General features: G+C 69.6%; 24 protein-coding genes and 1 tRNA gene. 8 read left to right on the forward strand and 17 right to left on the reverse strand.

What is annotated here, in order from left to right:
* Positions 1 to 16: 16 nt before the first annotated feature.
* Both AC07FK_RS15770 and clpB read right to left on the reverse strand, forming a co-directional pair.
* The gene (locus tag AC07FK_RS15770) at positions 17 to 547 is read right to left on the reverse strand and encodes a type III secretion system chaperone family protein (RefSeq protein WP_479105428.1); all 531 of its coding nucleotides are present in this window, start codon (positions 545 to 547) and stop codon (positions 17 to 19) included.
* Between the two features lie 115 nt (positions 548 to 662).
* Positions 663 to 3,248: an ATP-dependent chaperone ClpB gene (gene clpB, locus AC07FK_RS15775; protein ID WP_479105429.1), complete on the reverse strand. Its 2,586-nt coding sequence runs from the start codon at positions 3,246 to 3,248 to the stop codon at positions 663 to 665.
* Positions 3,249 to 3,365: 117 nt separating this feature from the next.
* Here clpB and AC07FK_RS15780 point away from each other — a divergent pair, with 117 nt between their 5' ends.
* The gene (locus AC07FK_RS15780) at positions 3,366 to 3,788 is read left to right on the forward strand and encodes a pyridoxamine 5'-phosphate oxidase family protein (RefSeq protein WP_479105430.1); all 423 of its coding nucleotides are present in this window, start codon (positions 3,366 to 3,368) and stop codon (positions 3,786 to 3,788) included.
* A gap of 131 nt (positions 3,789 to 3,919) precedes the next feature.
* Here AC07FK_RS15780 and AC07FK_RS15785 read toward each other — a convergent pair whose 3' ends face one another.
* Positions 3,920 to 4,240, reverse strand: a complete 321-nt coding sequence (locus tag AC07FK_RS15785; RefSeq protein ID WP_214909602.1) for a Rieske (2Fe-2S) protein — start codon at positions 4,238 to 4,240, stop codon at positions 3,920 to 3,922.
* The gene (locus AC07FK_RS15790) at positions 4,237 to 4,398 is read right to left on the reverse strand and encodes a hypothetical protein (protein WP_479105431.1); all 162 of its coding nucleotides are present in this window, start codon (positions 4,396 to 4,398) and stop codon (positions 4,237 to 4,239) included. The genes AC07FK_RS15785 and AC07FK_RS15790 overlap by 4 nt, the downstream gene beginning before the upstream one ends.
* A 154-nt stretch (positions 4,399 to 4,552) precedes the next feature.
* On the opposite strand from AC07FK_RS15790, the gene AC07FK_RS15795 reads away from it, so the two are divergent.
* Positions 4,553 to 5,536, forward strand: a complete 984-nt coding sequence (locus tag AC07FK_RS15795) for a helix-turn-helix transcriptional regulator (RefSeq protein ID WP_479105432.1) — start codon at positions 4,553 to 4,555, stop codon at positions 5,534 to 5,536.
* A 249-nt stretch (positions 5,537 to 5,785) separates the two neighbouring features.
* Here the strand turns inward: AC07FK_RS15795 and AC07FK_RS15800 are convergent, their stop codons facing one another.
* Genes AC07FK_RS15800 through dnaK form a run of 4 tightly spaced genes read right to left on the reverse strand, consistent with a single transcriptional unit; the run spans position 5,786 to position 10,006 of the window.
* The gene (locus AC07FK_RS15800; protein WP_479105433.1) at positions 5,786 to 6,235 is read right to left on the reverse strand and encodes a heat shock protein transcriptional repressor HspR; all 450 of its coding nucleotides are present in this window, start codon (positions 6,233 to 6,235) and stop codon (positions 5,786 to 5,788) included.
* 1 nt (position 6,236) lies between these two features.
* Complete coding sequence (gene dnaJ / locus AC07FK_RS15805; protein WP_479105434.1) at positions 6,237 to 7,427, reverse strand: molecular chaperone DnaJ; 1,191 nt, start codon at positions 7,425 to 7,427, stop codon at positions 6,237 to 6,239.
* A 48-nt stretch (positions 7,428 to 7,475) separates the two neighbouring features.
* The gene (grpE, locus tag AC07FK_RS15810; RefSeq protein WP_479105435.1) at positions 7,476 to 8,153 is read right to left on the reverse strand and encodes a nucleotide exchange factor GrpE; all 678 of its coding nucleotides are present in this window, start codon (positions 8,151 to 8,153) and stop codon (positions 7,476 to 7,478) included.
* Positions 8,150 to 10,006, reverse strand: a complete 1,857-nt coding sequence (dnaK, locus tag AC07FK_RS15815) for a molecular chaperone DnaK (RefSeq protein ID WP_479105436.1) — start codon at positions 10,004 to 10,006, stop codon at positions 8,150 to 8,152. Before dnaK ends, grpE begins: the two co-directional genes overlap by 4 nt.
* A 179-nt stretch (positions 10,007 to 10,185) precedes the next feature.
* On the opposite strand from dnaK, the gene AC07FK_RS15820 reads away from it, so the two are divergent.
* The 5 genes from AC07FK_RS15820 (at position 10,186) to AC07FK_RS15840 (ending at position 17,190) form a co-directional block, all read left to right on the forward strand.
* Positions 10,186 to 10,677: a sugar transferase gene (locus AC07FK_RS15820; RefSeq protein ID WP_479105437.1), complete on the forward strand. Its 492-nt coding sequence runs from the start codon at positions 10,186 to 10,188 to the stop codon at positions 10,675 to 10,677.
* 161 nt (positions 10,678 to 10,838) lie between these two features.
* Positions 10,839 to 13,106, forward strand: a complete 2,268-nt coding sequence (locus tag AC07FK_RS15825) for a (Fe-S)-binding protein (RefSeq protein WP_479105438.1) — start codon at positions 10,839 to 10,841, stop codon at positions 13,104 to 13,106.
* A gap of 118 nt (positions 13,107 to 13,224) precedes the next feature.
* Positions 13,225 to 14,343 carry an FG-GAP repeat domain-containing protein gene (locus AC07FK_RS15830; protein ID WP_479105473.1) on the forward strand — a complete coding sequence of 373 codons (1,119 nt, stop codon included), beginning with the start codon at positions 13,225 to 13,227 and terminating at the stop codon, positions 14,341 to 14,343.
* Positions 14,344 to 14,557: 214 nt separating this feature from the next.
* Positions 14,558 to 16,006, forward strand: a complete 1,449-nt coding sequence (locus AC07FK_RS15835) for an FG-GAP-like repeat-containing protein (RefSeq protein WP_479105439.1) — start codon at positions 14,558 to 14,560, stop codon at positions 16,004 to 16,006.
* Between the two features lie 251 nt (positions 16,007 to 16,257).
* Complete coding sequence (locus tag AC07FK_RS15840) at positions 16,258 to 17,190, forward strand: Yip1 family protein (protein WP_479105440.1); 933 nt, start codon at positions 16,258 to 16,260, stop codon at positions 17,188 to 17,190.
* A gap of 121 nt (positions 17,191 to 17,311) precedes the next feature.
* Here the strand turns inward: AC07FK_RS15840 and AC07FK_RS15845 are convergent, their stop codons facing one another.
* From AC07FK_RS15845 to AC07FK_RS15855, 3 genes are all read right to left on the reverse strand, one after another.
* Entirely contained in the window at positions 17,312 to 17,809 is a 498-nt protein-coding gene (locus AC07FK_RS15845) for a phosphoribosyltransferase (RefSeq protein WP_453404933.1), read from the reverse strand.
* A gap of 22 nt (positions 17,810 to 17,831) precedes the next feature.
* The gene (gene dcd / locus AC07FK_RS15850; RefSeq protein ID WP_028810513.1) at positions 17,832 to 18,407 is read right to left on the reverse strand and encodes a dCTP deaminase; all 576 of its coding nucleotides are present in this window, start codon (positions 18,405 to 18,407) and stop codon (positions 17,832 to 17,834) included.
* Positions 18,408 to 18,542: 135 nt separating this feature from the next.
* The gene (locus AC07FK_RS15855; RefSeq protein ID WP_167368023.1) at positions 18,543 to 18,716 is read right to left on the reverse strand and encodes a hypothetical protein; all 174 of its coding nucleotides are present in this window, start codon (positions 18,714 to 18,716) and stop codon (positions 18,543 to 18,545) included.
* Positions 18,717 to 18,927: 211 nt separating this feature from the next.
* On the opposite strand from AC07FK_RS15855, the gene AC07FK_RS15860 reads away from it, so the two are divergent.
* Positions 18,928 to 19,001 (forward strand) — tRNA-Gly (locus AC07FK_RS15860).
* Between the two features lie 63 nt (positions 19,002 to 19,064).
* On the opposite strand, the gene AC07FK_RS15865 is transcribed toward AC07FK_RS15860, so the two are convergent.
* The 6 genes from AC07FK_RS15865 to AC07FK_RS15890 all read right to left on the reverse strand — a co-directional run bounded on the left by AC07FK_RS15865 (position 19,065) and on the right by AC07FK_RS15890 (position 23,657).
* Entirely contained in the window at positions 19,065 to 20,213 is a 1,149-nt protein-coding gene (locus AC07FK_RS15865; protein WP_479105441.1) for a tyrosine-type recombinase/integrase, read from the reverse strand.
* Positions 20,214 to 20,245: 32 nt separating this feature from the next.
* Positions 20,246 to 20,458: a helix-turn-helix domain-containing protein gene (locus tag AC07FK_RS15870; RefSeq protein ID WP_479105442.1), complete on the reverse strand. Its 213-nt coding sequence runs from the start codon at positions 20,456 to 20,458 to the stop codon at positions 20,246 to 20,248.
* Positions 20,442 to 21,605 carry an AAA family ATPase gene (locus tag AC07FK_RS15875; protein WP_479105443.1) on the reverse strand — a complete coding sequence of 388 codons (1,164 nt, stop codon included), beginning with the start codon at positions 21,603 to 21,605 and terminating at the stop codon, positions 20,442 to 20,444. Before AC07FK_RS15875 ends, AC07FK_RS15870 begins: the two co-directional genes overlap by 17 nt.
* Positions 21,602 to 22,486 carry a bifunctional DNA primase/polymerase gene (locus AC07FK_RS15880; RefSeq protein WP_479105444.1) on the reverse strand — a complete coding sequence of 295 codons (885 nt, stop codon included), beginning with the start codon at positions 22,484 to 22,486 and terminating at the stop codon, positions 21,602 to 21,604. The genes AC07FK_RS15875 and AC07FK_RS15880 overlap by 4 nt, the downstream gene beginning before the upstream one ends.
* A 91-nt stretch (positions 22,487 to 22,577) precedes the next feature.
* Positions 22,578 to 23,045, reverse strand: coding sequence for a hypothetical protein (locus AC07FK_RS15885; RefSeq protein WP_479105445.1), 468 nt, complete (start codon positions 23,043 to 23,045; stop codon positions 22,578 to 22,580).
* Between the two features lie 3 nt (positions 23,046 to 23,048).
* Positions 23,049 to 23,657 (reverse strand): hypothetical protein, encoded by a 609-nt coding sequence (locus AC07FK_RS15890; RefSeq protein WP_479105446.1) that lies wholly within the window; start codon positions 23,655 to 23,657, stop codon positions 23,049 to 23,051.
* Between the last annotated feature and the right edge of the window lie 110 nt (positions 23,658 to 23,767).

Raw genomic sequence — 23,767 nt, forward strand, 5'->3', positions numbered from 1 at the left:
TGCTGACGCGCGGGGCTCAGGCCTCGCCGTCGTCCTCGCCCTCGGCGGAGTCGACGTCCTTCTCCAGGCCGAGCTGCTCGACGAGCCACTTGTCGAACTCGATCGAGGCGCGGACCCAGCCGACCGTCGAGGAGACGAAGTGTTCGAGGCTGACGCCGGTGCCGATCAGCATCTGCGCCTCACCGATGAGACGGACGGTGCCGTCGTCGTGGGTGTGGCTGTAGACCTTGGGCCACAGCGTGCGGCGGTTCCAGTCGTCGATCAGTTCGAGGAGCTGGACCTTCTCCTCGATCTGGTGCGGCCGGTCGTAGAAGGTCCGTACCGAGAAGACCTGCTGGTCGTCCTCGCCACGGAACATGAAGTACGTACGGAATTCCTCCCACGGTGCGGCGAGGTCGCCCTCGTCGTCGACGACGTACTTCAGCTCCATCTGCTCCAGCAGCTGCTTGACGAGGTCCTGGTCGGGGACGACGGGGCCGGCGGGCCCTTCGGGCTGCGGTTCGGGCTGGCCCCCGAAGTTCGGGATCGAGGACGGGTCGATAGACATTTTGGATACTCCTGGGTTTTCGCGTGTGGAATCTTCGCGTGGCTGCCTGACATCGACCCTAGTCGCGAAAGCGGGTGCGGGTCCTTCGCCCTGCGCTGAACCCGCACCAGACCGCCTACTCGGCGCGCCCCACGGTCAGACCGTCCTCGGACCGGTCCACCCGGACCGTGTCCCCGTCGGTGACCTCGCCCGCCAGGATCTCCTTGGCGAGCCGGTCGCCGATCGCCGTCTGGATGAGGCGGCGCAGCGGCCGGGCCCCGTACGCCGGGTCGTTGCCCTTGTCCGCCAGCCAGGCCAGCGCCTGCGGGGTGACGTCGAGGGTGAGGCGCCGGTCGGCGAGGCGCTGGGCCAGCCGGCCGATCTGGAGCTCGGCGATGTGCGCCAGCTCGTCCCCGGAGAGGGCCGAGAAGACGACCAGGTCGTCGAGGCGGTTGAGGAACTCGGGCTTGAAGGAGGCCCGCACGGTCTCCAGGACCTGCTCCTTCTTCACTTCCGCGCTGGTCAGCGGCTCGACGAGGTACTGGCTGCCGAGGTTCGACGTCAGGACGAGGATGGTGTTGCGGAAGTCGACCGTGCGCCCCTGGCCGTCCGTGAGGCGGCCGTCGTCGAGCACCTGGAGCAGGATGTCGAAGACCTCGGGGTGGGCCTTCTCGACCTCGTCGAGGAGTACGACGCTGTACGGGCGGCGGCGGACCGCCTCCGTGAGCTGGCCGCCCTCCTCGTAGCCGACGTAACCGGGCGGAGCGCCGACCAGCCGCGCGACGCTGTGCTTCTCGCCGTACTCGCTCATGTCGATGCGGACCATGGCCCGCTCGTCGTCGAAGAGGAAGTCGGCGAGCGCCTTCGCCAGCTCGGTCTTGCCGACGCCGGTCGGGCCGAGGAAGAGGAACGAGCCGGTCGGGCGGTCGGGGTCGGCGATGCCCGCGCGGGTGCGGCGTACGGCGTCCGAGACCGCGCGCACCGCCTCGTGCTGGCCGATCAGCCGCCTGCCGAGCTCGTCCTCCATGCGCAGCAGCTTCTGCGTCTCGCCCTCCAGGAGGCGTCCGGCGGGGATGCCGGTCCAGGCGCCCACCACGTCGGCGATGTCGTCGGGCCCGACCTCCTCCTTGACCATGGTGTCGGTACGGACCTCGGCCTCGGCCGCCGCGGCCTCCTCCAGCTCGCGCTCCAGGCCGGGGATCTCGCCGTACAGCAGCTTGGAGGCGGTGTCGAAGTCGCCGTCGCGCTGGGCGCGCTCCGCCTGGCCGCGCAGGTCGTCGAGTTTCTCCTTCAGCTCACCGACGCGGTTGAGGCCCTGCTTCTCCTTCTCCCAGCGGGCGTTGAGGCCGCGCAGCTCCTCCTCCTTGTCGGCGAGGTCGCGCCGGAGCTTCTCCAGGCGCTGTTTGCTCGCCGGGTCGGACTCGTTCTTGAGCGCGAGCTCCTCCATCTTCAGCCGGTCGACGGCACGCTGGAGTTCGTCGATCTCCAGCGGCGAGGAGTCGATCTCCATGCGCAACCGCGAGGCCGCCTCGTCGACGAGGTCGATGGCCTTGTCGGGCAGGAAGCGGGAGGTGATGTACCGGTCGGAGAGGGCCGCGGCGGCCACCAGCGCGGAGTCCGCGATCTGCACCTTGTGGTGGGCCTCGTACCGCCCCTTGAGGCCGCGGAGGATCGCGATGGTGTCCTCGACGGTCGGCTCGGCGACCAGCACCTGCTGGAAGCGGCGCTCCAGGGCGGGGTCCTTCTCGATCCGCTCCCGGTACTCGTCGAGGGTCGTCGCGCCGACCATGCGCAGCTCGCCACGGGCCAGCATGGGCTTGAGCATGTTGCCCGCGTCCATGGCGGAGTCGCCGCCGGCGCCGGTGCCGACGACGGTGTGCAGCTCGTCGATGAAGGTGATGATCTGCCCGTCGCTCTCCTTGATCTCGGAGAGGACGGTCTTCAGCCGCTCCTCGAACTCGCCGCGGTACTTGGCGCCCGCCACCATCGCGCCGAGGTCGAGCGCGACGAGCCGCTTGTTCTTCAGGCTCTCCGGGACGTCGCCCTTGACGATGCGCTGGGCGAGGCCCTCGACGACGGCGGTCTTGCCGACGCCGGGCTCGCCGATGAGCACGGGGTTGTTCTTCGTACGCCGCGACAGGACCTGCACGACGCGCCGGATCTCCTGGTCACGGCCGATGACCGGGTCCAGCTTGCCGTCGCGCGCGGCCGCCGTGAAGTCGGTGCCGAACTTCTCCAGGGCCTTGTACTGGCCCTCCGGGTCGGCGGTGGTCACCCGGCGTCCTCCCCTGATCTTCTCGAACGTCTCCAGCAGTTTCGCGGCGCTCGCGCCCTCCTGCGACAGTACGTCGCCGGCCTTGCCGCCCTTGGCCGCGATGCCGATGAGCAGGTGCTCGGTGGAGAGGTAGTCGTCGCCCAGCTCCTTCGCCCGCTGCGAGGCGTCGGCGATGACCGCGAGCATCTCGCGGTTGGGCTGCGGTGGGGCGACGGTGGACCCCGTCACGCTGGGGAGCGCGGCGAGTACGCGTTCGGTCCCGGCGCGCACGGCCGCCTGGTCCGCGTCCACGGCGGCCAGCAGGTCGGTGATGTTGGCGTTGTCCTCGCCCGCGAGCAGGGCCAGCAGCAGGTGGGCGGGGGTGAGATCCGCGTGCCCGTCCTTGACGGCCCGGTTGCTCGCCGACTGGATGGCGTCCCGGCTCTTGTTGGTCAGCTCTGCGTCCACTGCGCTCGTTCCTCCTCGGCGGGCGTACTGCTTCCTCAGCCATGACTTGTTCAGCATACGCAAAGTTGAGTCTATTCCACTCAAGGCAAGAAAAGACAGCGCGGTTACCCTGGCGCCATGGCCAACGACCTCGACGTACGGAATCCCAGCCCGGACTACCTCGCCTTCTGGCGCGAGTACCACCTGTGCACGCTGACAACCCTGCGCCCGGACGGTTCGCCGCACGTGGTACCGGTCGGCGTGACGTACGACCCCGAGGCGGGGATCGCCCGCGTGATCACCAACAAGAGCAGCACGAAGGTCGCCAACGTGCTGGCCGCGGGAGAGCAGGGCGCCCGGGTCGCCGTCTGCCAGGTGAAGGGCGGCCACTGGGCGACGCTCGAAGGGCGCGCGACCGTCCGCACGGAACCGGAGCTGATCGCGGAGGCGGTGCGCCGCTACGCCGAGCGGTACGGGCGCACGCCGGCGCCGAACCCGAACCGCGTCCTGATCGAGATCACGCTGGAGCGCGCGATGGGCCGCGCCCCGAGCACGGCCTGACCGGCCGGGGCCCGGGCCGCCCGGGGGCCCGCGGGTCCGGACGCAGCACAGCGGCGCCATCGTGTTCAGGTCCACGATGGCGCCGCTGTGTGGGGGAGCGCCTGGGCGATTGGAACGACGGGGGAATCGCGTCAGGCGCTGCGGGGGGTGGCGGTGCTGGTTTCGGGCTCGATCAGCTGGTGGTCACGCTGGTCGAGATTGACGAAGACCATGCCGTAGCGCACGGCACAGCGAACAGGTTGCGGGGCGCCCCGGGGCTTGCGCAGGCACCGGTAGGCACGGACGTCCTCATCCTCTTCACGCGCGACCAGGATCGGCTCGCCGAACAGGGTGACCATCAGCGAGTCGCCACGGTGGGGAATGGCCGTGACCAGATCGATGAAGTGCCAGCCCGAGCGGTAGGCGGTGGCCATTTCGCGCCTGAAGGTGCGGTCGTCCGGTGGAACGGTCATACGTCCGACTTGGCCGGCGCGGCGTCCCAGCCGAGGTCTGGCGGCGCTTCGGACTGCGCGCCGACCACGCCGCCTCCCGCCGGCTTGCTGTCCCAGGCGAGGTCCATGGTCGTCGCAGCGCCGAGGGCCAGCCCGGCTGTGAAAGCAGTGGCAAGCACCGAGCGAAGCATTCTCTTGTACATGGTCGGCTTCGTCCTCACTTGAAGGGTTTCTTCTCTCCCCGCACCAAGACCATGGCCTATTCGGCCACGTCAACACCACTGGGTCGATGCATCATGTTCCTGCACGTTCAGGACCCTGGGGGGTGGAGTTATGGCCGCAAGTGACTCAAATCAGGCACATCCCCATGCTGTCACCGATTTTTGTGACGAGGGAAGGCGCCTCTACGCCGGTGCGCTGCGCACCGGCCGCATCGCGCGCACCGAGGTGGCACCGGCCCCCTGCCTCATCGAATTCGCCCTGCTGCACCCGGACCCGGACGACGCCAACTGGCTGCGCCCGGTTCCGCCGTCCGCGGCACTGGCGCAGCGGCTGCACCCGATCGAACGCGAAATCCGCGAGCGGCGGCACTTCTCCATCGAACTCACCGATTCTTTTGAGCCGTTCCTGGCCATCAGCGCACAGGACCCTCCGACCACCCACGCGATCACCGTGCTGGAGGGGATCAACCGCATCAATGCGGCCATAGACCTCGCCACGGCCGAGTGCCACACCGAAGTGCTCACCGTCCAGCCGGGCGGCGGACGCAGCGAACACGCCCTCAACGCGGCGCTGGAGCGCGGCCAGGCGCTCATCAACCGCGGCATCAGCATGCGCACGCTGTACCAGCACACCGTCCGGCACAGCCAGGGCACGCTCGCGTACGCGGAGCGCATGGCCGAGGGCAAGGTCGAGATCCGCACCCTGGAGCAGCTCATCGAGCGGCTCATGATCTTCGATCGTACGGTCGCCTTCATCCCCGCGCGGGACGACCGCCAAGTCGCCCTGGAGCTGCGCCACCCCGGCCTGGTCGAGTACCTCGCCACCGTCTTCGAGCAGTTCTGGCAGCGCGGCGTCCCCCTCCAGGAGCGGGTCTCCTACGACCACACGCCCGACGGAATATCCGGCGTCCAGCGCTCGATAGCCAAGCTCCTCGTCGAGGGGTACGTCGACGAGGCCATCGCCCGCCGGCTCGGCATGAACGTGCGGACCGCCCGTGCCCACATCGCCAAGCTCGCCGCCACCCTCGGCAGCGGAAGCCGCGCCCAACTCGGCTACCTCATCGCCCAGTCGGGCATCCTGGACCAGGACCACTGACCGGCCGGCCCCGGGTGCCCCCGGTCCGCTCCGCAGCCGTCGGCTCCGCCGGACCGAGCCTGTCGCAAGTTGGCCTGAAGGTCACGTAGGTCCGTACGAGGCACCGGTACAGTCTGCGCCTTCCCCCATGCCTGCGACTCTCTTCCCCCACCGCCGACCGGGGCTCCGCGGCGCGCCGGAGCGCCCGGGGACGGCGGAAGGCCCGGCGCCCCGCTCACGGGATGCCGGGCCTTCGCGTGCCGAACGGAGCTACTCCGAGGACCTCTTCGGCCGCCAGACGACCAGCGCGCTCGCCTGCTGCACGTCCTCGTACCGGACGAGGTCGCGCCGGTACGACGCGTGGACCTGGGCCTCGCGCTGCTGAAGCGCGGCCGCCGCGCCCTCCACCGCCGTGGAGAGTTCGGCCACGCGCTGCTGGAGCGCGGTCACCTGGTTCTCCAGCTCGATGATCCTCTTGATGCCGGCCAGGTTGATGCCCTCGTCCTGCGACAACTGCTGCACCTGGCGCAGCAGCTGGATGTCGCGGGCCGAGTAGCGCCGGCCGCGCCCGGCCGTGCGGTCGGGAGAGACCAGGCCGAGACGGTCGTACTGCCGCAGGGTCTGCGGGTGCAGACCCGAGAGCTGGGCCGCTACCGAGATGACGTACACAGGCGTCTCGTCGGTCAGCTGGTACGGGTTACGACGCATGCGTGGGTCCATCTCATGCTCCCTTCGCGGCCTGGAACAGCTCCGCCCGCGGGTCCTCCCCGGCGGTCGCCTCACGGTAGGACTCCAGCGCCTCGCGGGCCTTGTCGTCAAGGTCCTTGGGCACCTCGACCTCCACGGTGACCAGCAGGTCGCCGCGGGTGCCGTCCTTGCGGACCGCGCCCTTGCCCCGGGCGCGCATGGTGCGGCCGCCCGGCGTGCCGGCCGGCAGCTTGAGGGTGACGGGCGGGCCGCCCAGCGTGGGGACCTTCACCTCGCCGCCGAGCGCCGCCTCCACGAAGGTGACGGGCACGGTGACGGTGAGGTTGTCGCCCTTGCGGCCGAAGACCGGGTGGGCGTCCACGTGGACCACGACGTACAGGTCGCCCGCCGGGCCGCCCCGTTCGCCGGCTGTGCCCTTGCCGCGCAGCCGGATCCGCTGGCCGTCGGAGACGCCCGCCGGGATCCGGACCTGCATGGTCCGCGACGACTTGGCACGGCCGCTGCCCTTGCACACCTCGCAGGGGTCCTGGGCGATGAGCCCGCGGCCCCGGCAGTCGACGCACGGGTCGGTGAGCGAGAAGCCGCCACCGCCGCCGCGCGACACCTGTCCCGTACCGACGCAGGTCGGGCACACGCGGGGTGTGCCGTTCTTGTCGCCCGTGCCGGAACACGCCTTGCAGGGCGCCTGGCTGGACATCCGCAGCGGGACCGTGGCCCCGTCGACCGCCTCGGTGAAGCTGAGCGTCACCTCGGACTCGATGTCCTGGCCGCGGCGCGGCTGCGTACCCGTACGCGCGCCCGGGTCGGCGCCCCGGTTGAACAGGCCCCCGAACACGTCCCCGAGGCCGCCGCCGAACCCGCCGGCGCCGCCGGTCTGGGCCCCGCCCTGGGCGCCTCCGAAGAGGTCGCCCAGGTCGAAGTTGAAGGTGCCGCCACCGGCGCCCGGGCCCGGCCTGAAGCCGCCGTTCCCGAACAGAGCACGCGCTTCGTCGTACTCCTTGCGCCGCTTGGGGTCACCGAGGACGTCGTTCGCCTCGGAGATCTCCTTGAAGCGGTCCTCCGCCTTGGCGTCGCCCTTGTTGGCGTCCGGGTGGAACTCGCGGGCGAGCTTCCGGTACGCCTTCTTGATCTCGGCCTCGGTGGCGTCCTTCGGGACGCCGAGAACCTTGTAGTAGTCCTTCTCGACGAAGTCCTTCGTGCTCATCCCCGACGTCCCTCCTTCCTGCTGTTCCGTGTACTGCTCCTGGTCACGTCAGCCCTCGTCCGGGCCACCGCTCTCCTCGTCCGGAGCCTTGGCCTCGGGCTCGTCCGCCTTGGCGGGCGTGGCGCCGGGCTGGGGCTCTGCCACCGCGACCCGCGCCGGACGGATGGTCCGCTCGCCGATCCGGTATCCGGGCTGGAGGATCGCGACGCACGTGGTCTCGTCGACGTCCGGCGCGTACGAGTGCATCAGCGCCTCGTGGATCGTCGGGTCGAAGGGCTCGCCCTCCTTGCCGAACTGCTGCAGGCCCATCTTGGCGGCGACCGTCTCCAGCGATTCGGCCACCGACTTGAACCCGCCCACCAGCTCGCCGTGCTCCCGTGCGCGGCCGATGTCGTCGAGGGTCGGGAGGAGTTCGCTCAGGAGGTTCGCCACAGCGATCTCCTTGACCGTGACCCGGTCCCGCTCCACGCGGCGACGGTAGTTCTGGTACTCCGCCTGGAGCCGCTGGAGGTCCGCGGTGCGCTCGTTGAGCGCCATGCGGGCCTGGTCCAGCTGCGCCGTCAGAGCGACGTCCTGTACGTCCCCGGCCGGGGCCGCCGGGCCCGACTCCGCGACGGAGTCGGTCCCCGCCGTTTCGGGCGCGGCGGCCTTCGGTTCGGCGTCTTCGGGAGTGGCGCCGGAAGGGACGTCGGGCTTCTCCTCGAAGCCCGGAGTCTCCTCCGTCATGCGGCGCCTCCCTGACGGCCGGCGTCCTTCTCGTCGTCGACGATCTCGGCGTCGACCACGTCGTCGTCCGCCTTGGCCTGCTCGGCGCCGGGAGCGTCGCCGCCCGCGGCCTGAGCGCCCTCGGCGTTGGCGTACATGGCCTGGCCGAGCTTCTGCGAGACGGCCGCGACCTTCTCGGTGGCCGTGCGGATCTCGGCGGTGTCCTCACCGGCGAGCTTTTCCTTCAGCTCGGCGACGGCGGTCTCCACCTCGGTCTTCACGTCGCCCGGGACCTTGTCCTCGTTGTCCTTGAGGAACTTCTCCGTCTGGTAGACGAGCTGCTCGGCCTGGTTGCGCGTCTCGGCGGCCTCGCGGCGCTTGTGGTCCTCGTCCGCGTACTTCTCGGCCTCTTCGCGCATCCGGTTGACCTCGTCCTTCGGGAGCGAGGAGCCACCGGTGACGGTCATCTTCTGCTCCTTGCCGGTGCCGAGGTCCTTGGCGGCGACGTGCATGATGCCGTTGGCGTCGATGTCGAAGGCGACCTCGATCTGCGGGACGCCGCGCGGGGCCGGCGGCAGGCCCGTCAGCTCGAACATGCCGAGCTTCTTGTTGTACGCCGCGATCTCGCGCTCGCCCTGGTAGACCTGGATCTGCACGGACGGCTGGTTGTCCTCGGCCGTCGTGAAGATCTCGGAGCGCTTGGTCGGGATCGTCGTGTTGCGCTCGATGAGCTTCGTCATGATGCCGCCCTTGGTCTCGATACCCAGAGACAGGGGCGTGACGTCGAGGAGCAGGACGTCCTTGACCTCACCCTTGAGGACACCGGCCTGGAGCGAGGCGCCGATGGCGACGACCTCGTCCGGGTTCACACCCTTGTTGGCGTCCTGGCCGCCCGTGAGCTCCTTGACGAGCTCGGCGACGGCCGGCATACGGGTCGAGCCACCGACGAGAACGACGTGGTCGATCTCGGAGAGCTGGATGCCCGCGTCCTTGATGACGTTGTGGAACGGCGTCTTGCAGCGCTCCAGCAGGTCGGCGGTCAGCTGCTGGAACTGCGAGCGCGTGAGCTTCTCGTCCAGGTGCAGCGGGCCCTCGGCCGACGCGGTGATGTAGGGGAGGTTGATCGACGTCTCGGTGGAGGACGACAGCTCGATCTTCGCCTTCTCCGCGGCCTCGCGGAGACGCTGGAGAGCCATCTTGTCCTTGGAGAGGTCCACACCGTGGCCGGAGTGGAACTGCTTCACGAGGTAGTCGACGACGCGCTGGTCCCAGTCGTCACCACCGAGGTGGTTGTCACCGTTGGTGGCCTTCACCTCGACGACGCCGTCGCCGATCTCCAGGAGCGACACGTCGAAGGTGCCGCCACCGAGGTCGAAGACGAGGATCGTCTGGTCGTCCTTGTCGAGGCCGTACGCCAGGGCGGCGGCGGTCGGCTCGTTGACGATGCGCAGGACGTTGAGGCCCGCGATCTCGCCGGCCTCCTTCGTCGCCTGACGCTCGGAGTCGTTGAAGTACGCCGGAACGGTGATGACCGCGTCGGCCACCTTCTCGCCCAGGTACGCCTCGGCGTCGCGCTTGAGCTTCTGCAGGATGAAGGCGCTCATCTGCTGCGGGTTGAACTTCTTGCCGTCGAGCTCGATGTTCCAGTCGGTGCCCATGTGGCGCTTGACCGACCGGATCGTCCTGTCGACGTTGGTGACCGCCTGGCGCTTGGCAACCTCGCCTACCAGCACCTCACCGTTCTTCGCGAAAGCGACGACGGACGGCGTGGTCCTGGCGCCTTCGGCGTTGGTGATGACGGTGGGCTCGCCGCCCTCCAGAACGCTGACGACGGAGTTAGTGGTGCCCAGGTCGATGCCGACCGCACGTGCCATTTCGATTCCTCCAGCTGACTTGAGTGGAACAGACTCAAGGATGCATGACGGATGCCATCGCGTCAACAGACCTGAGTGCGGTCGACTCAACTCTTATGCGGCCCTTATCGGCATGAGCACGGCACGCCCAGTCCGGGCAGAGCCGCATTTCATACTGAAACCCATGAAATGGTACGCGCATGCTCGCCAAGCGGATCTTCGATCTGGCGGTCACGTCCGCCCTGCTGCCCGTCGCCGCCCCTCTGTTCCTGCTCACCGCCGCGGCCGCCGCCGCGACGTCGCCGGGCCCGCTGCTCGTACGGACCACCCGCGCGGGCCTGGCCGGGCGCCCCTTCGCGATGCTGACGCTGCGCACCGACCCCCGCACCGCGGCCGGCCGGCTGCTGCGCCGGTGCCGGCTGGACGTACTGCCGCGGCTGCTGCACGTACTGCGCGGGGAGATGTCGCTGGTCGGGCCGTGCGCACTGCCGCCCGGTCATCCTTCGGCCACCCGAGCGAGACTGGTGGTGCGGCCCGGCCTCACCGGGCTGTGGCAGGTCGGCGGGCGTTCCGGGCTGCCGTGGGAGGAGATGGACGTACTCGACATGCACTACATCGAGCGGCACTGGCTCGGCCTCGATCTCGCCGTCCTGGCCCGCACCGTGCCCGCCGCCCTCGCCGCCCGGCGCTGAGGGCAGCCTTACGCGACACAGATCACCGCCGGCCCAACTACAGTGCGGCGGCATAAATGGGTACGCTCAGCACGGGCTGAATAAGTTACCGCTTAGTAATCCCACCCAGATGCTCAGCCGTCCCCCCGAATTTCTCACCTCGCAGGCCCGAGGAGCCCCCAATGCAACTCGCCGCGATCATCGTGTCGCTGGTCCTGACCGTGGTCGGCGTTGCGCTCATCGCCCGAGCCGTCGCGCAGATCTACCGGTTCGTCAAGCTGGGCCAGCCCGTTCCCGCGGGCAGCCGCACCGGCAATCCGAAGCAGCGCACGATCACCCTCGCCAAGGAGTTCCTCGGCCACAGCCGGATGAACCGGTGGGGCATCGTCGGCGTCGCGCACTGGTTCGTCGCGATCGGCTTCCTGACGCTGCCGCCGACCCTCGCCCAGGCGTACGGCCAGCTCTTCCAGGCGGACTGGGTGCTGCCGGTCATCGGCGGCTTCCTGCCGTTCGAGATGTACATCGAGTTCATCGGTCTGATGACGGTCGTCGGCATCGTCGTCCTGATGGCGATCCGCCTGCTCAACCTGCCCTCGCGGGCCGGCCGCAAGTCGCGCTTCGCCGGCTCGAAGGCCTGGCAGGCGTACTTCGTCGAGTACATCATCCTGACGATCGGCCTGGCGATCCTGGTGCTGCGCGGCCTCGAAGGCGCGATCCACCACGTGGACGGCTACGACGCCGCGTACTTCGTCTCGTACCCGCTCGTCCTGGCCTTCGACGGGCTGAGCGTCTCCACGCTCCAGACGCTGATCTACTTCACCGCGATGATCAAGATCGGCACGTCGCTGATCTGGATGATCACGGTCTCGCTGAACACCAACATGGGTGTGGCGTGGCACCGCTTCCTCGGCTTCCCGAACATCTGGTTCAAGCGCGAGGACGACGGCTCCACGGCCCTGGGCGCGCTCCAGCCGATGACCAGCGGCGGCAAGGAGATCGACTGGGAGGACCCGGCCGAGGACGCGGTCTTCGGCGTCAGCCAGGTCGAGCAGTTCAGCTGGAAGGGCATCCTCGACTTCTCCACCTGCACCGAGTGCGGCCGCTGCCAGTCGCAGTGCCCCGCCTGGAACACCGGCAAGCCGCTGTCCCCGAAGCTGCTGATCATGTCGCTGCGCGACCACGCCCACGCCAAGGCGCCGTACCTGCTCGCGGGCGGCGGCAAGACCATGGAGGGCGACGAGAAGGCCACCGAGGAGCAGCTGAAGGACGTTCCCGCGTCGGCTCTCGCGGAGGCCGAGCGTCCGCTGATCGGCACGCTGGAGGAGAACGGCGTCATCGACCCGGACGTGCTGTGGTCCTGCACCACGTGCGGCGCCTGCGTCGAGCAGTGCCCGGTCGACATCGAGCACATCGACCACATCGTCGACATGCGCCGCTACCAGGTGATGATCGAGTCCGCCTTCCCGTCGGAGGCCGGCACGATGCTCAAGAACCTGGAGAAGAAGGGCAACCCCTGGGGTCTGGCCAAGAAGCAGCGCGTCGAGTGGACGAAGGAAGTCGACTTCGAGGTCCCGATCGTCGGCAAGGACATCGAGGACCTGTCCGAGGTCGAGTACCTCTACTGGGTCGGCTGCGCCGGCGCCCTGGAGGACCGGGCGAAGAAGACCACGAAGGCCTTCGCCGAGCTGCTGCACATCGCGGGCGTCAAGTTCGCGATCATGGGCGGCGACGAGAAGTGCACCGGTGACTCCGCCCGCCGCCTGGGCAACGAGCCGCTGTTCCAGCAGCTCGGCCAGGAGAACGTGGCGATGCTGAACATGGCGTACGGCGAGGACGAGGACGAGCCCTCCACCAAGAAGCCCAAGGCCTCGAAGAAGATCGTCGCCACCTGCCCGCACTGCTTCAACACGATCGCGAACGAGTACCCGCAGCTGGGCGGCGAGTTCGAGGTCATCCACCACACGCAGCTGCTCCAGCACCTCATCGACGAGGGCAAGCTGATCCCGGTGACCCCGGTCGAGGGCCTCATCACGTACCACGACCCGTGCTACCTGGGCCGTCACAACAAGGTCTACACGCCGCCGCGCGAGATCATGTCGGCCGTCCCGGGCCTGCGCCAGCAGGAGATGCACCGCCACAAGGAGCGCGGCTTCTGCTGCGGCGCCGGCGGCGCGCGCATGTGGATGGAGGAGCGCATCGGCAAGCGCATCAACACCGAGCGCGTGGACGAGGCGCTGTCCCTCAACCCGGACATCGTCTCCACCGCCTGCCCCTTCTGCCTCGTCATGCTCACCGACTCGGTGAACGGCAAGAAGAACGACGGCAAGGCGAAGGAGTCCCTCCAGGTCGTGGACGTGGCGCAGCTGCTCCTCGACTCGGTGAAGACCCCGGCCGAGCCCGAGGACGAGACCGCGGCCGAGGACGCGCCGGAGCCCGAACCGGCGCAGTAGCACGTACGCGGAGAACGAAGCGGCCGGATCTGCCTCGGGGGCAGGTCCGGCCGCTTTCGTACGCAACCGCTTAACTCTGCGGTCAAAAAAGAGCATCATGTGGCAACTGAAACCAGCGATGCGGGCGGGGTGGGTCGTGCGAAGAGCGATCGCAGCGGCGGCGGTGAGCTGCGCGGTACTGCTGTCGGGCTGCGGACCCTCCGGCGGCGACGACGCCCCGGCGGCCGGGGCCCGGGCCGACGCCTCCCCGACCACGCTGGCGGCCAGGGCCGCCGCGCCCGTCCGCCCGGTGCCGCACGGCGGGGGCAGCCGCGTCGCCGAGGACTTCAACGGCGACGGACACCGCGACCTCGTGCTCAACGACCTGGTCAAGGGCCCCGAGGAGCGCCTGGGCGACGACGCTGGCATCGGCATCGTGTACGGCGCCGCGCCCCCGCGCGTCGTCGACCCGTCCGTACGCCAGCTCCTCACGCCCGCCCGCAACGCGGCCCGCACCGAGGGCGTGCTCCCCGCCGCCTTCGACGCTGAGACCGCCTGCGACCTCGACAAGGACGGCTACGCCGACCTCGTGGTCACCACCGACCCGCCGTTCAACGGCACGGGAAGGCCGCCCGTACCGCTCCAGATCCTCTTCGGCGGTGAGAGCGGCCTCACCGGCAAGGCGGTCAAGCTCCGCATCCCCGAGCGCGCCCGCTTCGGCAACGAGTGGCCCGACCACCCCGTCTGCGGCGACTTCGACGGCGACGGCGCCAAGGACCTGGCCGTGACGGCGAGCGGCGGCCGCCTCAGCTTCCTGCGGGGCCCGTTCAGCCGCGCCGGCGCCCCGCGCGCGGCCGGTGGCGCGATCCCGGGCGCCGGGCCCGTCCTCCTGTCCCCCGACCTCGCGCCCGACGTAGACGCGGACGGGTACGACGACCTGGTCTCCGCCACCCGCCCGCACCAGCCCGGCACCGCCGCGCGCGCGACGCTGCTGCTCGGCGGCCCGGCCGGACCCGGGCGGCCCGGCGGCACGTACACCTTCAAGGCGGTGAAAGCGCGGCCGGGCGAGCTGCCGGCCGGGGAGGAGACGGCCGTCACCAGCGTCCTGCGCCACGCCGACTTCGACGGCGACAAGAAGCCCGACACGGCGGTGCGCACGCAGCGGGGCGAGACGACGGACGTCATCACCCTGCGGTCGTCGGCCTCCGGGAGGACCACCACCTTCTCCACGGCGGTCTTCGCCGCCGCACGGCGCTGAGCCGACCGGCCGCCGCCGATTTCCCGTCGCACCGGCCGCCGATTTCCCGTCACAACAGTCGTACAACCATCCGCGCCCCTCGGCGGTCTCCTGTGCGCTGATCACCACGTGCGCGGCACGTGCCCTGAGGCCGGATCCCGGCCGACGCGGTGATCGGCGCCCCATTGACCCGGACGCGCCCCGCGCGTCCCGGCATGCCGCAGGAGAACTCCGCATGCACAGCAGCCTCCGCACCACCCTCGCCGTCGCGACCGCCGCCGCCCTCACCGGCGGTCTGCTCGTCGCCGGAGCCAGCGCGGCCGCCGCAGCGCCCTCCGGCCTGCAGGGCGACTTCAACGGCGACGGCTACCGCGACCTCGCGGTCTCCGCCTCGGGGGCCACCGTCAAGGGCTACAGCGGCGCGGGCGCCGTCTCGGTCCTGTACGGCTCCCCCGCCGGCGCCGGCGCGCAGAAGATCCAGACGATCACCCAGGAGACGGCGGGCGTCCCCGGTTCCGCCGAGAAGCAGGACCGTTTCGGCGGCCACACCGCCGCCGGCGACTTCAACGGCGACGGGTACGCGGACCTCGCCATCGGCGCCCTGCTCGAAGACGTCGGGTCCGACATCGACGGCGGCACGGTCGTGGTCGTGTTCGGCGGCGCGACCGGTCTGACCGGCGGCGTCACCATCGCCGACCCGACGCCCACCAAACACGACCACTTCGGATCGGGCGTGGCGGCGGGCGACTTCAACGGCGACGGCAGGACGGACCTCGCCGCCAAGTCCGACAACAACAAGGTCGACGTCTATCGCGGCGGGATCAGCAAGTCGGGGACCACGGGCGGCCGTTACTCGGTCACCACCCCGGTGCTGGCCGTCGAGGGCCACGACATCTTCAACATCACCGCGGGCAACGTGAACAACGACGGCCGCACCGACCTGGTCGTCGACGGCTACGAGGGCGACTCCACCGGCGAGTACTCGTACAACGCCAACTACTACCTCCCCGGCAGCTCGTCCGGCGTCACCGCCACCAACGCCAAGAAGCTCCCGGCGGGCATCATCACCGACATCGGCGACACCAACGGCGACGGATTCGGTGACATCGTCATCGGCAACACCTGGGACGAGAAGCCGGGCGTCTCCGTGGGCGGCGCCGTCCACGTCGTCTACGGCACGGCGAGCGGCCCGACCGGCGGCAAGGACACCATCACCCAGGACAGCCCCGGCGTCCCCGGCGGCTCCGAGAAGGGCGACCTGTTCGGCGGGGAACTGTCCCTCGGCGACATCAACGGCGACGGCCTCCAGGACCTGGCCGTCGGCGCGCCCTACGAGGACATCGGCGGCACAGCCGACACCGGCATGGTCACCGTCGTCTACGGCACCCCGAACGGCTTCTCCGCCTCGGGCGCGCAGGCGATCGAGCAGGACACCCCCGGCGTCCCCGGCGCGAGCGAGAAGCTCGACGGCTTCGGCGGCGAGGTCTTCCTCTCCGACACGACCGGCGACGGCAAGGCGGACCTGACGGTCGGCGTGCCGTGGGAGAACGCGGAGAACGGCTACGTCGTGGCGTTCCGCTCCGACGGCATGAAGATCTCGACGAGCGGCCGGGGCATCGGCATGACCGCCACCGGCATCTCGACGGCGGGCGCACCGGTGCTCGGCCTGAACATCTCGGGCTGACGCCCTCCCCCCGGGACCCGGCGCGAACTCCGACCGTGATCCACCGGCCACCGACGGCCCGCCCGGCGGGGGCCGGACCGGGCAACTGACCACCCGGCCCGCGGAGTCCCGACTGAGGACGACCCGGAGGGGGACCCCAGGGGGACAACCCGTCCGGGACCCCCTAGGGGATGTCACAGCTCGGCCGCAAAGCCGGGCCTGTTGCGGCAGGCCCGGCATACGGCCCATCCGGACCAGGTACGTTCGATTACGTGGCTGGATTCAGGATCGGACGCGGCCGGGACAACCGCACCCCGCAACAACAACCGCAGCGGCAACAGCGGCAACAGCGGCAACAGCCGTACGGGCAGCAGGCGTCATCGCCTCAGCCCCCGTACGGCCAGCAGCAGTGGCCGCAGGCACCGCAGTACGGCGGACAGCACGGCGAGCCCGAATACTTCGGCGAGCCGCACCCCCACCAGGGCCAGGCCCACGGCGGGCACGGCGGTTACGGAGGCCAGGGCGGGCACGGCGGCCCCGGAGGCGGTGACCCGTACGCCGCGAACAACAACCCGGGCCACACCACCGCCTTCAGCATCGGCGACGACCCGTACGGCGACGGCAGCACCTACCACGCCGGCGACAGCCCTGCCCCGCCGTCCGGCCCCCGCCTGCACTGGAAGCAGCTGCTGAGCGGCATCGTGCTGCGCCCGGGCCCGACGTTCTGGCAGATGCGCGACTACCCGGTCTGGGGACCGGCCCTGGTCGTCACCTTCCTCTACGGCCTGCTGGCGGTCTTCGGCTTCGACAAGGCGCGCGAAGAGGCGATCAACGCGACCCTGTCGAACGCCATCCCGTACGTCCTGACCACCGGCGTGGCGGTGATCATCTGCGGCCTGATCCTCGGCGCGGTGACGCACACACTGGCCCGCCAGCTCGGCGGCGACGGCTCCTGGCAGCCGACCGTCGGCCTCTCGATGCTGATCATGTCGATGACCGACGCCCCGCGCCTGGTCTTCGCGATCTTCCTGGGCGGCGAGAACGGCCTGGTCCAGGTCCTGGGCTGGGCGACCTGGCTGGCAGCGGGAGCGCTGTTCACCTCGATGGTGAGCAAGTCGCACGACCTGCCGTGGCAGAAGGCGCTGGGCGCGTCGGCGATCCAGCTGGTGGCGCTGCTGTCCCTGATCAAGCTGGGCACGATCTGACCCGGGCACGACCCCACGACGGAGCCCCGGCGCGCTGTCCGCGCCGGGGCTCCGTCATTGCTTCTGCGTACGCCGCTCGCCTGCGCCGCTCGCCCGTCGGCAGTCGGCGTGCGCCTCCTGCTCAGGCGTCCAGAACCTGCCCGCTGCGCCGCACGACGGGCTTCTGCACGCTCCAGGGGAAGTTGATCCACTCGTCGGTGCGCTTCCACACGTACTCGCACTTCACGAGCGAGTGGGACTTCTCGTAGACGACGGCGCTGCGGACCTCCGCCACATGATCGAGGCAGAAGTCGTGCACGAGCTTGAGCGTCTTGCCGGTGTCGGCGACGTCGTCCGTGATCAGGACCTTCTTGTTGCTGAAGTCGATCGCGTCCGGCACCGGCGCCAGCATGACCGGCATCTCCAGCGTGGTCCCGACGCCGGTGTAGAACTCGACGTTCACCAGGTGGATGTTCTTGACGTCGAGCGCGTACGCCAGGCCGCCGGCGACGAAGACCCCGCCGCGCGCGATGCTCAGCACGATGTCGGGCTCGTACCCGTCGTCGGCGATGCTCTGCGCGAGCTCGCGCACGGCGACGCCGAACCCCTCGTACGTCAGATTCTCCCGTACAGCACTCATACCCATGCACCCATACCCGGCATCACACCTGCGTCCGATGGAAATTGAGGAAGGACCGCGAGGCCGTCGGCCCGCGCTGGCCCTGGTAACGCGACCCGTACCGCTCGGAACCGTACGGGAACTCCGTGGGCGAGCTCAGCTGGAACATGCACAGCTGCCCGATCTTCATGCCGGGCCAGAGCTTGATCGGCAGCGTGGCCAGGTTCGACAGCTCCAGCGTCACGTGCCCGGAGAAGCCGGGGTCGATGAACCCGGCGGTCGAATGCGTCACGAGCCCCAGCCGGCCGAGCGAGCTCTTGCCCTCCAGCCGGGACGCGAGATTGTCCGGCAGCGTGATCGTCTCGTACGTCGACGCCAGCACGAACTCACCCGGGTGCAGGATGAACGCCTCGTCCCCCTCCGGCTCCACCAGCCGCGTCAGATCCGCCTGCTCGACGGCGGGGTCGATGTGGGGGTAGCGGTGGTTCTCGAACACCCGGAAGTAGCGGTCCAGCCGCACGTCGATGCTCGAGGGCTGCACCATGGATTCGTCGTACGGATCAATGCGCACGCGTCCGGCGTCGATCTCGGCCCGGATGTCCTTGTCTGAGAGAAGCACCTACCGAGGATACGCAGAGCGCGCGGGCCCGCCCCAATCGGACGACCCCGCGCGCCTCACTCTCCGGCCCCCGGCCGGCCTGCGGCCGGTCTCGTGGGCTCTCGGGCCGGCCTTCTACCGGTTTCCGGCCGGTCTCTAGCGCTGTTCCAGCACCACCGGCACGGCGTGCCGGAGCCGCGCACAGCGCGGACAGCGGATGAGCCGCCCCGGACCGATACGTCCGGCTCCGAGCTGCTGCAGCGGGAACGATGTGGTGCTGAACACGTGCCCCTCGGCACAACGGACGACGGTGGGCTCCATCAAGTCCATCAAGTCCCTTCCCCAACCAAGCGTGGACGAGAAGGCCACATTAGGGGATGAACAGGACGCCACTCCAGGCGGCACTCCGCCCCCAAAGGTACGCCCACCCGACACCACGAAAACCCACCCCGTGCCCACGCCGCACCCCCACGCCGCGCACACCGGAGCGGGACCTGGGGTACACTGTCCGACGAAGCGGCGCCACCCAACGGCCCGCTGCGCGGGTGTAGTTTAATGGTAGAACATGAGCTTCCCAAGCTCAGAGCGCGAGTTCGATTCTCGTCACCCGCTCCAAAGAAAAAGGCCCAGGCCAGGGACACGATCCCCGACCTGGGCCATTGTGTTGTCTAGACCCATTCAGGCGTCGCGCACCACCTGCGCACCACCTGTCCCCTCTTCCGGCTGGTCAGAGGGCTTCTTCCGGGCGGCGCGGACCATCTTGTCCAGTCCGCTCGCGACCTCTTTCTGACGCTCTCGGTCCGAGTGCTGGTAGATGAGCGCCGCTTTCTCGGACGATTGCCCGGCCCGAACCATCGTGTCCTTGAGCGTGGCGCCGGACCGCGTCGACAGCGTGTGCCCGGTGTGACGAAGATCGTAGAACCGGAAGCCGTCCGGCACTCCCACCTTCGCGCGAGCCTTCCGCCACTTGCGACCGAAGGAGGTACGTCGGAAGGGTGCGCCCTTCTCCCCCACGAAGAGGAGACCGTTCGGGCCCTTCTCCGCGTACCACTCCAGATGGCGCCACAAGTCCGTGTGCAGGAAGTCCGGCAGGACGATGTAACGCTTACCCGCCTCCGACTTCGTGTTGCCCTCAGCGCGCTTTCCCGTGGTGAGTTCCGGCGCGGCCTTCCTGACCCGAATCGTCATGGCATCCAAGTCCACATCCTTGCGCCTCAACTCGGCTTGCTCCTCCGGGCGCATCGGGCCGTACGCTCCGAGGTAGACCATCAGGCGCCAACGGATGCCGACCGCTTCGGCGAGCGCGTCCACTTGCTCCACAGTGGCGATCTCGCGTTCCGCCGCAGACTCTTTCCCCGCGCCTCTGATCCGGCACGGATTCCGGCGGATCAGTTCGTCATCAGCCGCGGTCTCCAAAATGGCTTTCAGCAGCCGGTACGACTTGGCCACTGTGGTGGAGCCCGTGGTGGCGAGCCGCTCGGCTCGCCACTCACGCACCCGTGGCGGGGTGATCTGATCCAAGTCGTACGCCTCGAAGGCCGGGAGGATGTGTAGCCGTAGAAGGCGCCTGTACAGCTCATCCGTGGTCGGCATTACCCCGCGCTCATCCACCCACTTCAAGGCATAGACCTTGAAGTTGACGGCGCCGGCGTCCGGGTCGCGCCATTGCCCGCGGGTGAGGTCCGCCTCGATCTGCGAGAGCCAGACTTCCGCGTCGGCCTTGGTCTCGAACGTCTCTGGGGCTCGCCTCCGCTGACCGGCCAGGTCCAGGTAGGAAGCCGTCCAGCGGCCGGAGCGGTACTGGCGTACCGCTCCGAAGCGACGCATGCTCTTACCTGTCTTCGGTCCCCACTTAGGCACTAGGCGGCCCTCCTGCGCCGCGTCTGGCTGAGCGCAGGGACGGTACGCGCGGCCAGGTACTCAGCCACGATGCTCTCTGCGATGAGGATGCGGCGCTTGTCCTTGACGAACGTGATGCGTCGTTCGGCGATGAGGCGTCGTACGTAGCGTTCTCCCCCGAGGAATACCGCTGCTTCGGGGACGGACAGATGGCGTTCAAGCAAGGCGCTCACCTCCGATTTCAGGAGCGGAGTCGGACAGCCCGGACAACTCCAGTTCTGACTGTCCGGGTCGTTCCTGCTGATCAGGTGGGGTAACCGGACAGTCGGACGGCTCGGACACCTGCGGGGTGCCTTGTGTCCTGGTCTCGGTGTCCGGGTAATACCGGCCGCCGCCGTCCTTGCTGAGCTGTCCGTCCGCGGCCATGCGCGAGCAGGTACGGCGCACGGTGTCCGCGTCGGCCTGCGGGAGTGCGTCAGCAATGTCCTTGGGCTTGGCGCCGGGGTTGGCCCGGACGTACCGCAGGATTGCGGCGCGGGTGTCGCCGACGGTGTGGTCGGAGACGGGTCCGTCCAGCAGGTGCCAGGCTCCGGAGGCGGCTTGGAACGAGAGCGCGTACTCGGCTTCGTCCACGTCGCGACCGGTCACGTGCAGGATGCTGTCGGCCTGCCCGCGGGCTCGCTTGAGGACGAGGGTGGCGTCGGCGGCGCCAGCGATGCCGTTGGTTCCGGATACCTCGGCAAGAAAGTCCTCGGAGGCCATCTTGCGGACGTGGTGGACCAGGACGACGGCGATGCCGTAGTGGTCCGCGAGCCGCTTCGCGTATCCGACCGCGACGTAGTCAGCGTCGTACGCCGATGCCCCTTGCGGTGAGGCGCCGCGCATCTTGGCGAACACGTCGATGACAACCATGCGGGCATCGGGGTTACGGTCCAGCCACCCGGCGATCGCTTCCACTCCGCCCTGGGGGAAGGGCGGGCATTCGGTCACGAGGGTCAGACCGGCCGGCGCGCGCTCACCTCCGAGCAACTTGCCCATGCGGGTCTGGAGACGACGCGGGGTGTCCTCCAAGGCGAGGTAGAGCACCGGTCCGCCCTTGACCGGCACGGAGTCGAACGCCTGCCCTCCGGCCGCGACTGCGAGAGCGAGGCCGAGGGAGAGCCAGGACTTGCCGACCTTGGGCGGTCCGGCGAGCAGGCTGACGCCTTCCGCGAGGATGCCGGGCACGGCCCACTTCGGCTCGGGGAACTGAGCGTCCATGAGCTGATCGGCAGTCCACGCAGTCCGGGGCCGCTCCCGCTTCGGCGGCGCCACGGCCGCGGCCGGGTTGTCGCTGGGGACGGAGTACAGGTGCAGCGGGGGGATCGGGTTGGCGCTCATGCTGCGACCGTCCTGGGACGCTTGGCCCCGGCTTTGAGGCCGGAGGCGATGGTGCGCTGTGCCTCACGAGTGGGCTGTCCGACCTGGAGCCCGGCGGCGGTGAGCCATGCGGTCACTTCGGTCTCACTCAGCTCTCCCCCGGCGACGAGCTGGCCCAGGGCGACAGCGGCAAGGTAGAGCGCGTTGTTGTGCTGGTCGTTCCCCGAGGATGTGACGCGCTCCAACTCCCCGTTGACCGCTGCGCGGAGCCACTTGCCGCGCCGGTCGGAGGCGAGCGCCACGGTCACGGGCTTCTGCGGGGGTAGCGGCGCCGGGCGAAGCAGCTCCGTCAGCCAGTCCGGCAAAGCCGCCGGCGCCTCGTCGCGGACGATTTCGTACGAGCGTCCGCCGACGATGCTTCCTGCGCCGACGACGTATCCGCCGACGGCTCGGGTGTCGAACTTCCACCCGTGCTTGCCGACGGTGTTCCGTACCTCGGTGCCGTCAGGAGCTGTGAAATACAGATGCGTCCCGTCGGCGCGGGTCCGCACGGTGAACGTCTGGTTCGGGAACGGCTCGCCGTGGCGCTCACAGATCAACGCCAGTACGTCCATGCCATCGGTAATGCCGGGCAGCGCCCATTCCTCGTCCGGGGTGTCGTCCGCGTCCTTGGGGGTGTCCAGGTCGATGACGACCAGACCGGACGGGCCGGTGGCGATGCCGATGTTGTACGGCGCGTGTGACCAGCACCGGGCGATGCGCTCCGGGTCCGTGGTGGCTCGCTCCTGCCAGTCTCGGATGGCCGGCGGCTTGTCGCCGGGGACGAGCGGGAAGATGTGCCAGCCGCGGGCGGCGGCATCCTGCGCGGCCTGGAGCAGCGCGAGGCGGTCGGCTTGAGGCATTCTGGGGGTCTCCTGTTCTGTCTTCGGACGGGCCAGGGAGAACCGCGGCGGCGGGCGACCTTTGCTGGGGAGTCCCGCCGCCGCGGCGTTGCTACTGGTTCTTGCTCTTGGCCCACTGGGCGTACTGCTGACGGATGTAGGGGCGCACGTCGCAGGTCGTGCAGACTGCGGCGTCCATGTCCATCACCCGCTGACCTGCCTGCCGTGCCAGAGCGCACGCGTCGCCGTGGATGCCGTCGCTCTCGTCCTGGAGCGCGATGCGGTCCAGGGCGGCGGCTTTGCGGAGCCAAAACTCCCGCCCGATCTCGTGGCCGAACGGCTTGTCAGTGGCAGCGCGGGCGGTCCAGCCGATTTCGCTGATGATGCTCGGGGCGGTGGCGTACGCCTCTTGCGGTGTCGGCCACGACTGCGGTCGGTGGTCGGCGGTCATGTACAGCCGGTCCTTCTCCGCGCCGCGTGAGGGGTAGCGGCGTACGGTGCCGGTGTCGAACAGGCCGTTCAGGGTGGTCGTGATGCGCTCACTGTCGGCGGGGTCGCAGATGACGCGGATTTCGAACATGGATCAGATCTCCTTGGAGTTCTCGATGGCGGGCAGTTCGGGCAGACCCGCTTCCGTGAGGGCCTGCGGGTCGAAGCCGGGCAGTGCGGCGCGGGTGATGAGCGCGTTCGCGAGCTGCTCGGCGTAGGCGGCGCCGGAACGCGCGACCTCGATCTGTGCCCCGGCCCGTAGGGCTTCGACGCGCTCGGTGTGAGCGTGTTCCTCGCGCCGCTGGGTGGTGTGCCGCTCGTGCGCGAGGCTCTCGCGGCGGTCGGTACGCCAGTAGCGGGCAGCGATGCCGTACGCGACTGCGGTGGTCAGTGCCCACAGCAGCAGCGGCAGCGGCAGGCCATCGGCGTACCCGGCCACGCCCGCAAGGGCGAGCGCGCCGCAGCTGGCGAACGCGGTACCGGCGATCACCGGATCACCCGCGCGGCCAGCCGAAGCGAAGGCGCCGGCGGTCGCGGCCCCGGCGGCCAGGACGACCATCAAGGCCGCGTTGCCGGTGGAGTGTTCCGCGCCATTGGCGTTCCAAATCCGCCCCAGGATCAGCACCGTGGACGTAGCCACGGCGGGGGCCGCTTTCGGGGCGGCGAGGGTGAGCCAGTGGCGGGCGACGATCGGTTCGTTCATCAGGGCCCCCTCTACAGGTCGCTGAGGGCGTTGACGACGGCGGTGGTGAGGTCGTTCATCGGCTCGGACGCTCCGGTGGAGGCGAGGTAGAAGCCGAACATCATGGCGAC

The organism is Streptomyces sp. NPDC046122, assembly GCF_056429965.1.

Excerpts from the sequence above, each read along its gene's own strand:
- AC07FK_RS15770 (WP_479105428.1), bottom strand. The coding sequence starts at position 547 with ATGTCTATCGACCCGTCCTCGATCCCGAACTTCGGGGGCCAGCCCGAA.
- AC07FK_RS15890 (WP_479105446.1), bottom strand. The coding sequence starts at position 23,657 with ATGAACGAACCGATCGTCGCCCGCCACTGGCTCACCCTCGCCGCCCCG.
- AC07FK_RS15825 (WP_479105438.1), top strand. The coding sequence starts at position 10,839 with ATGCAACTCGCCGCGATCATCGTGTCGCTGGTCCTGACCGTGGTCGGC.
- dnaK (WP_479105436.1), bottom strand. The coding sequence starts at position 10,006 with ATGGCACGTGCGGTCGGCATCGACCTGGGCACCACTAACTCCGTCGTC.
- dnaJ (WP_479105434.1), bottom strand. The coding sequence starts at position 7,427 with ATGAGCACGAAGGACTTCGTCGAGAAGGACTACTACAAGGTTCTCGGC.
- AC07FK_RS15835 (WP_479105439.1), top strand. The coding sequence starts at position 14,558 with ATGCACAGCAGCCTCCGCACCACCCTCGCCGTCGCGACCGCCGCCGCC.
- AC07FK_RS15830 (WP_479105473.1), top strand. The coding sequence starts at position 13,225 with ATGCGGGCGGGGTGGGTCGTGCGAAGAGCGATCGCAGCGGCGGCGGTG.
- AC07FK_RS15885 (WP_479105445.1), bottom strand. The coding sequence starts at position 23,045 with ATGTTCGAAATCCGCGTCATCTGCGACCCCGCCGACAGTGAGCGCATC.
- AC07FK_RS15780 (WP_479105430.1), top strand. The coding sequence starts at position 3,366 with ATGGCCAACGACCTCGACGTACGGAATCCCAGCCCGGACTACCTCGCC.
- AC07FK_RS15785 (WP_214909602.1), bottom strand. The coding sequence starts at position 4,240 with ATGACCGTTCCACCGGACGACCGCACCTTCAGGCGCGAAATGGCCACC.
- AC07FK_RS15865 (WP_479105441.1), bottom strand. The coding sequence starts at position 20,213 with ATGCGTCGCTTCGGAGCGGTACGCCAGTACCGCTCCGGCCGCTGGACG.
- grpE (WP_479105435.1), bottom strand. The coding sequence starts at position 8,153 with ATGACGGAGGAGACTCCGGGCTTCGAGGAGAAGCCCGACGTCCCTTCC.
- AC07FK_RS15845 (WP_453404933.1), bottom strand. The coding sequence starts at position 17,809 with ATGAGTGCTGTACGGGAGAATCTGACGTACGAGGGGTTCGGCGTCGCC.
- AC07FK_RS15855 (WP_167368023.1), bottom strand. The coding sequence starts at position 18,716 with ATGGACTTGATGGAGCCCACCGTCGTCCGTTGTGCCGAGGGGCACGTG.
- AC07FK_RS15800 (WP_479105433.1), bottom strand. The coding sequence starts at position 6,235 with ATGGACCCACGCATGCGTCGTAACCCGTACCAGCTGACCGACGAGACG.
- AC07FK_RS15880 (WP_479105444.1), bottom strand. The coding sequence starts at position 22,486 with ATGCCTCAAGCCGACCGCCTCGCGCTGCTCCAGGCCGCGCAGGATGCC.
- AC07FK_RS15795 (WP_479105432.1), top strand. The coding sequence starts at position 4,553 with ATGGCCGCAAGTGACTCAAATCAGGCACATCCCCATGCTGTCACCGAT.
- AC07FK_RS15875 (WP_479105443.1), bottom strand. The coding sequence starts at position 21,605 with ATGAGCGCCAACCCGATCCCCCCGCTGCACCTGTACTCCGTCCCCAGC.
- AC07FK_RS15820 (WP_479105437.1), top strand. The coding sequence starts at position 10,186 with ATGCTCGCCAAGCGGATCTTCGATCTGGCGGTCACGTCCGCCCTGCTG.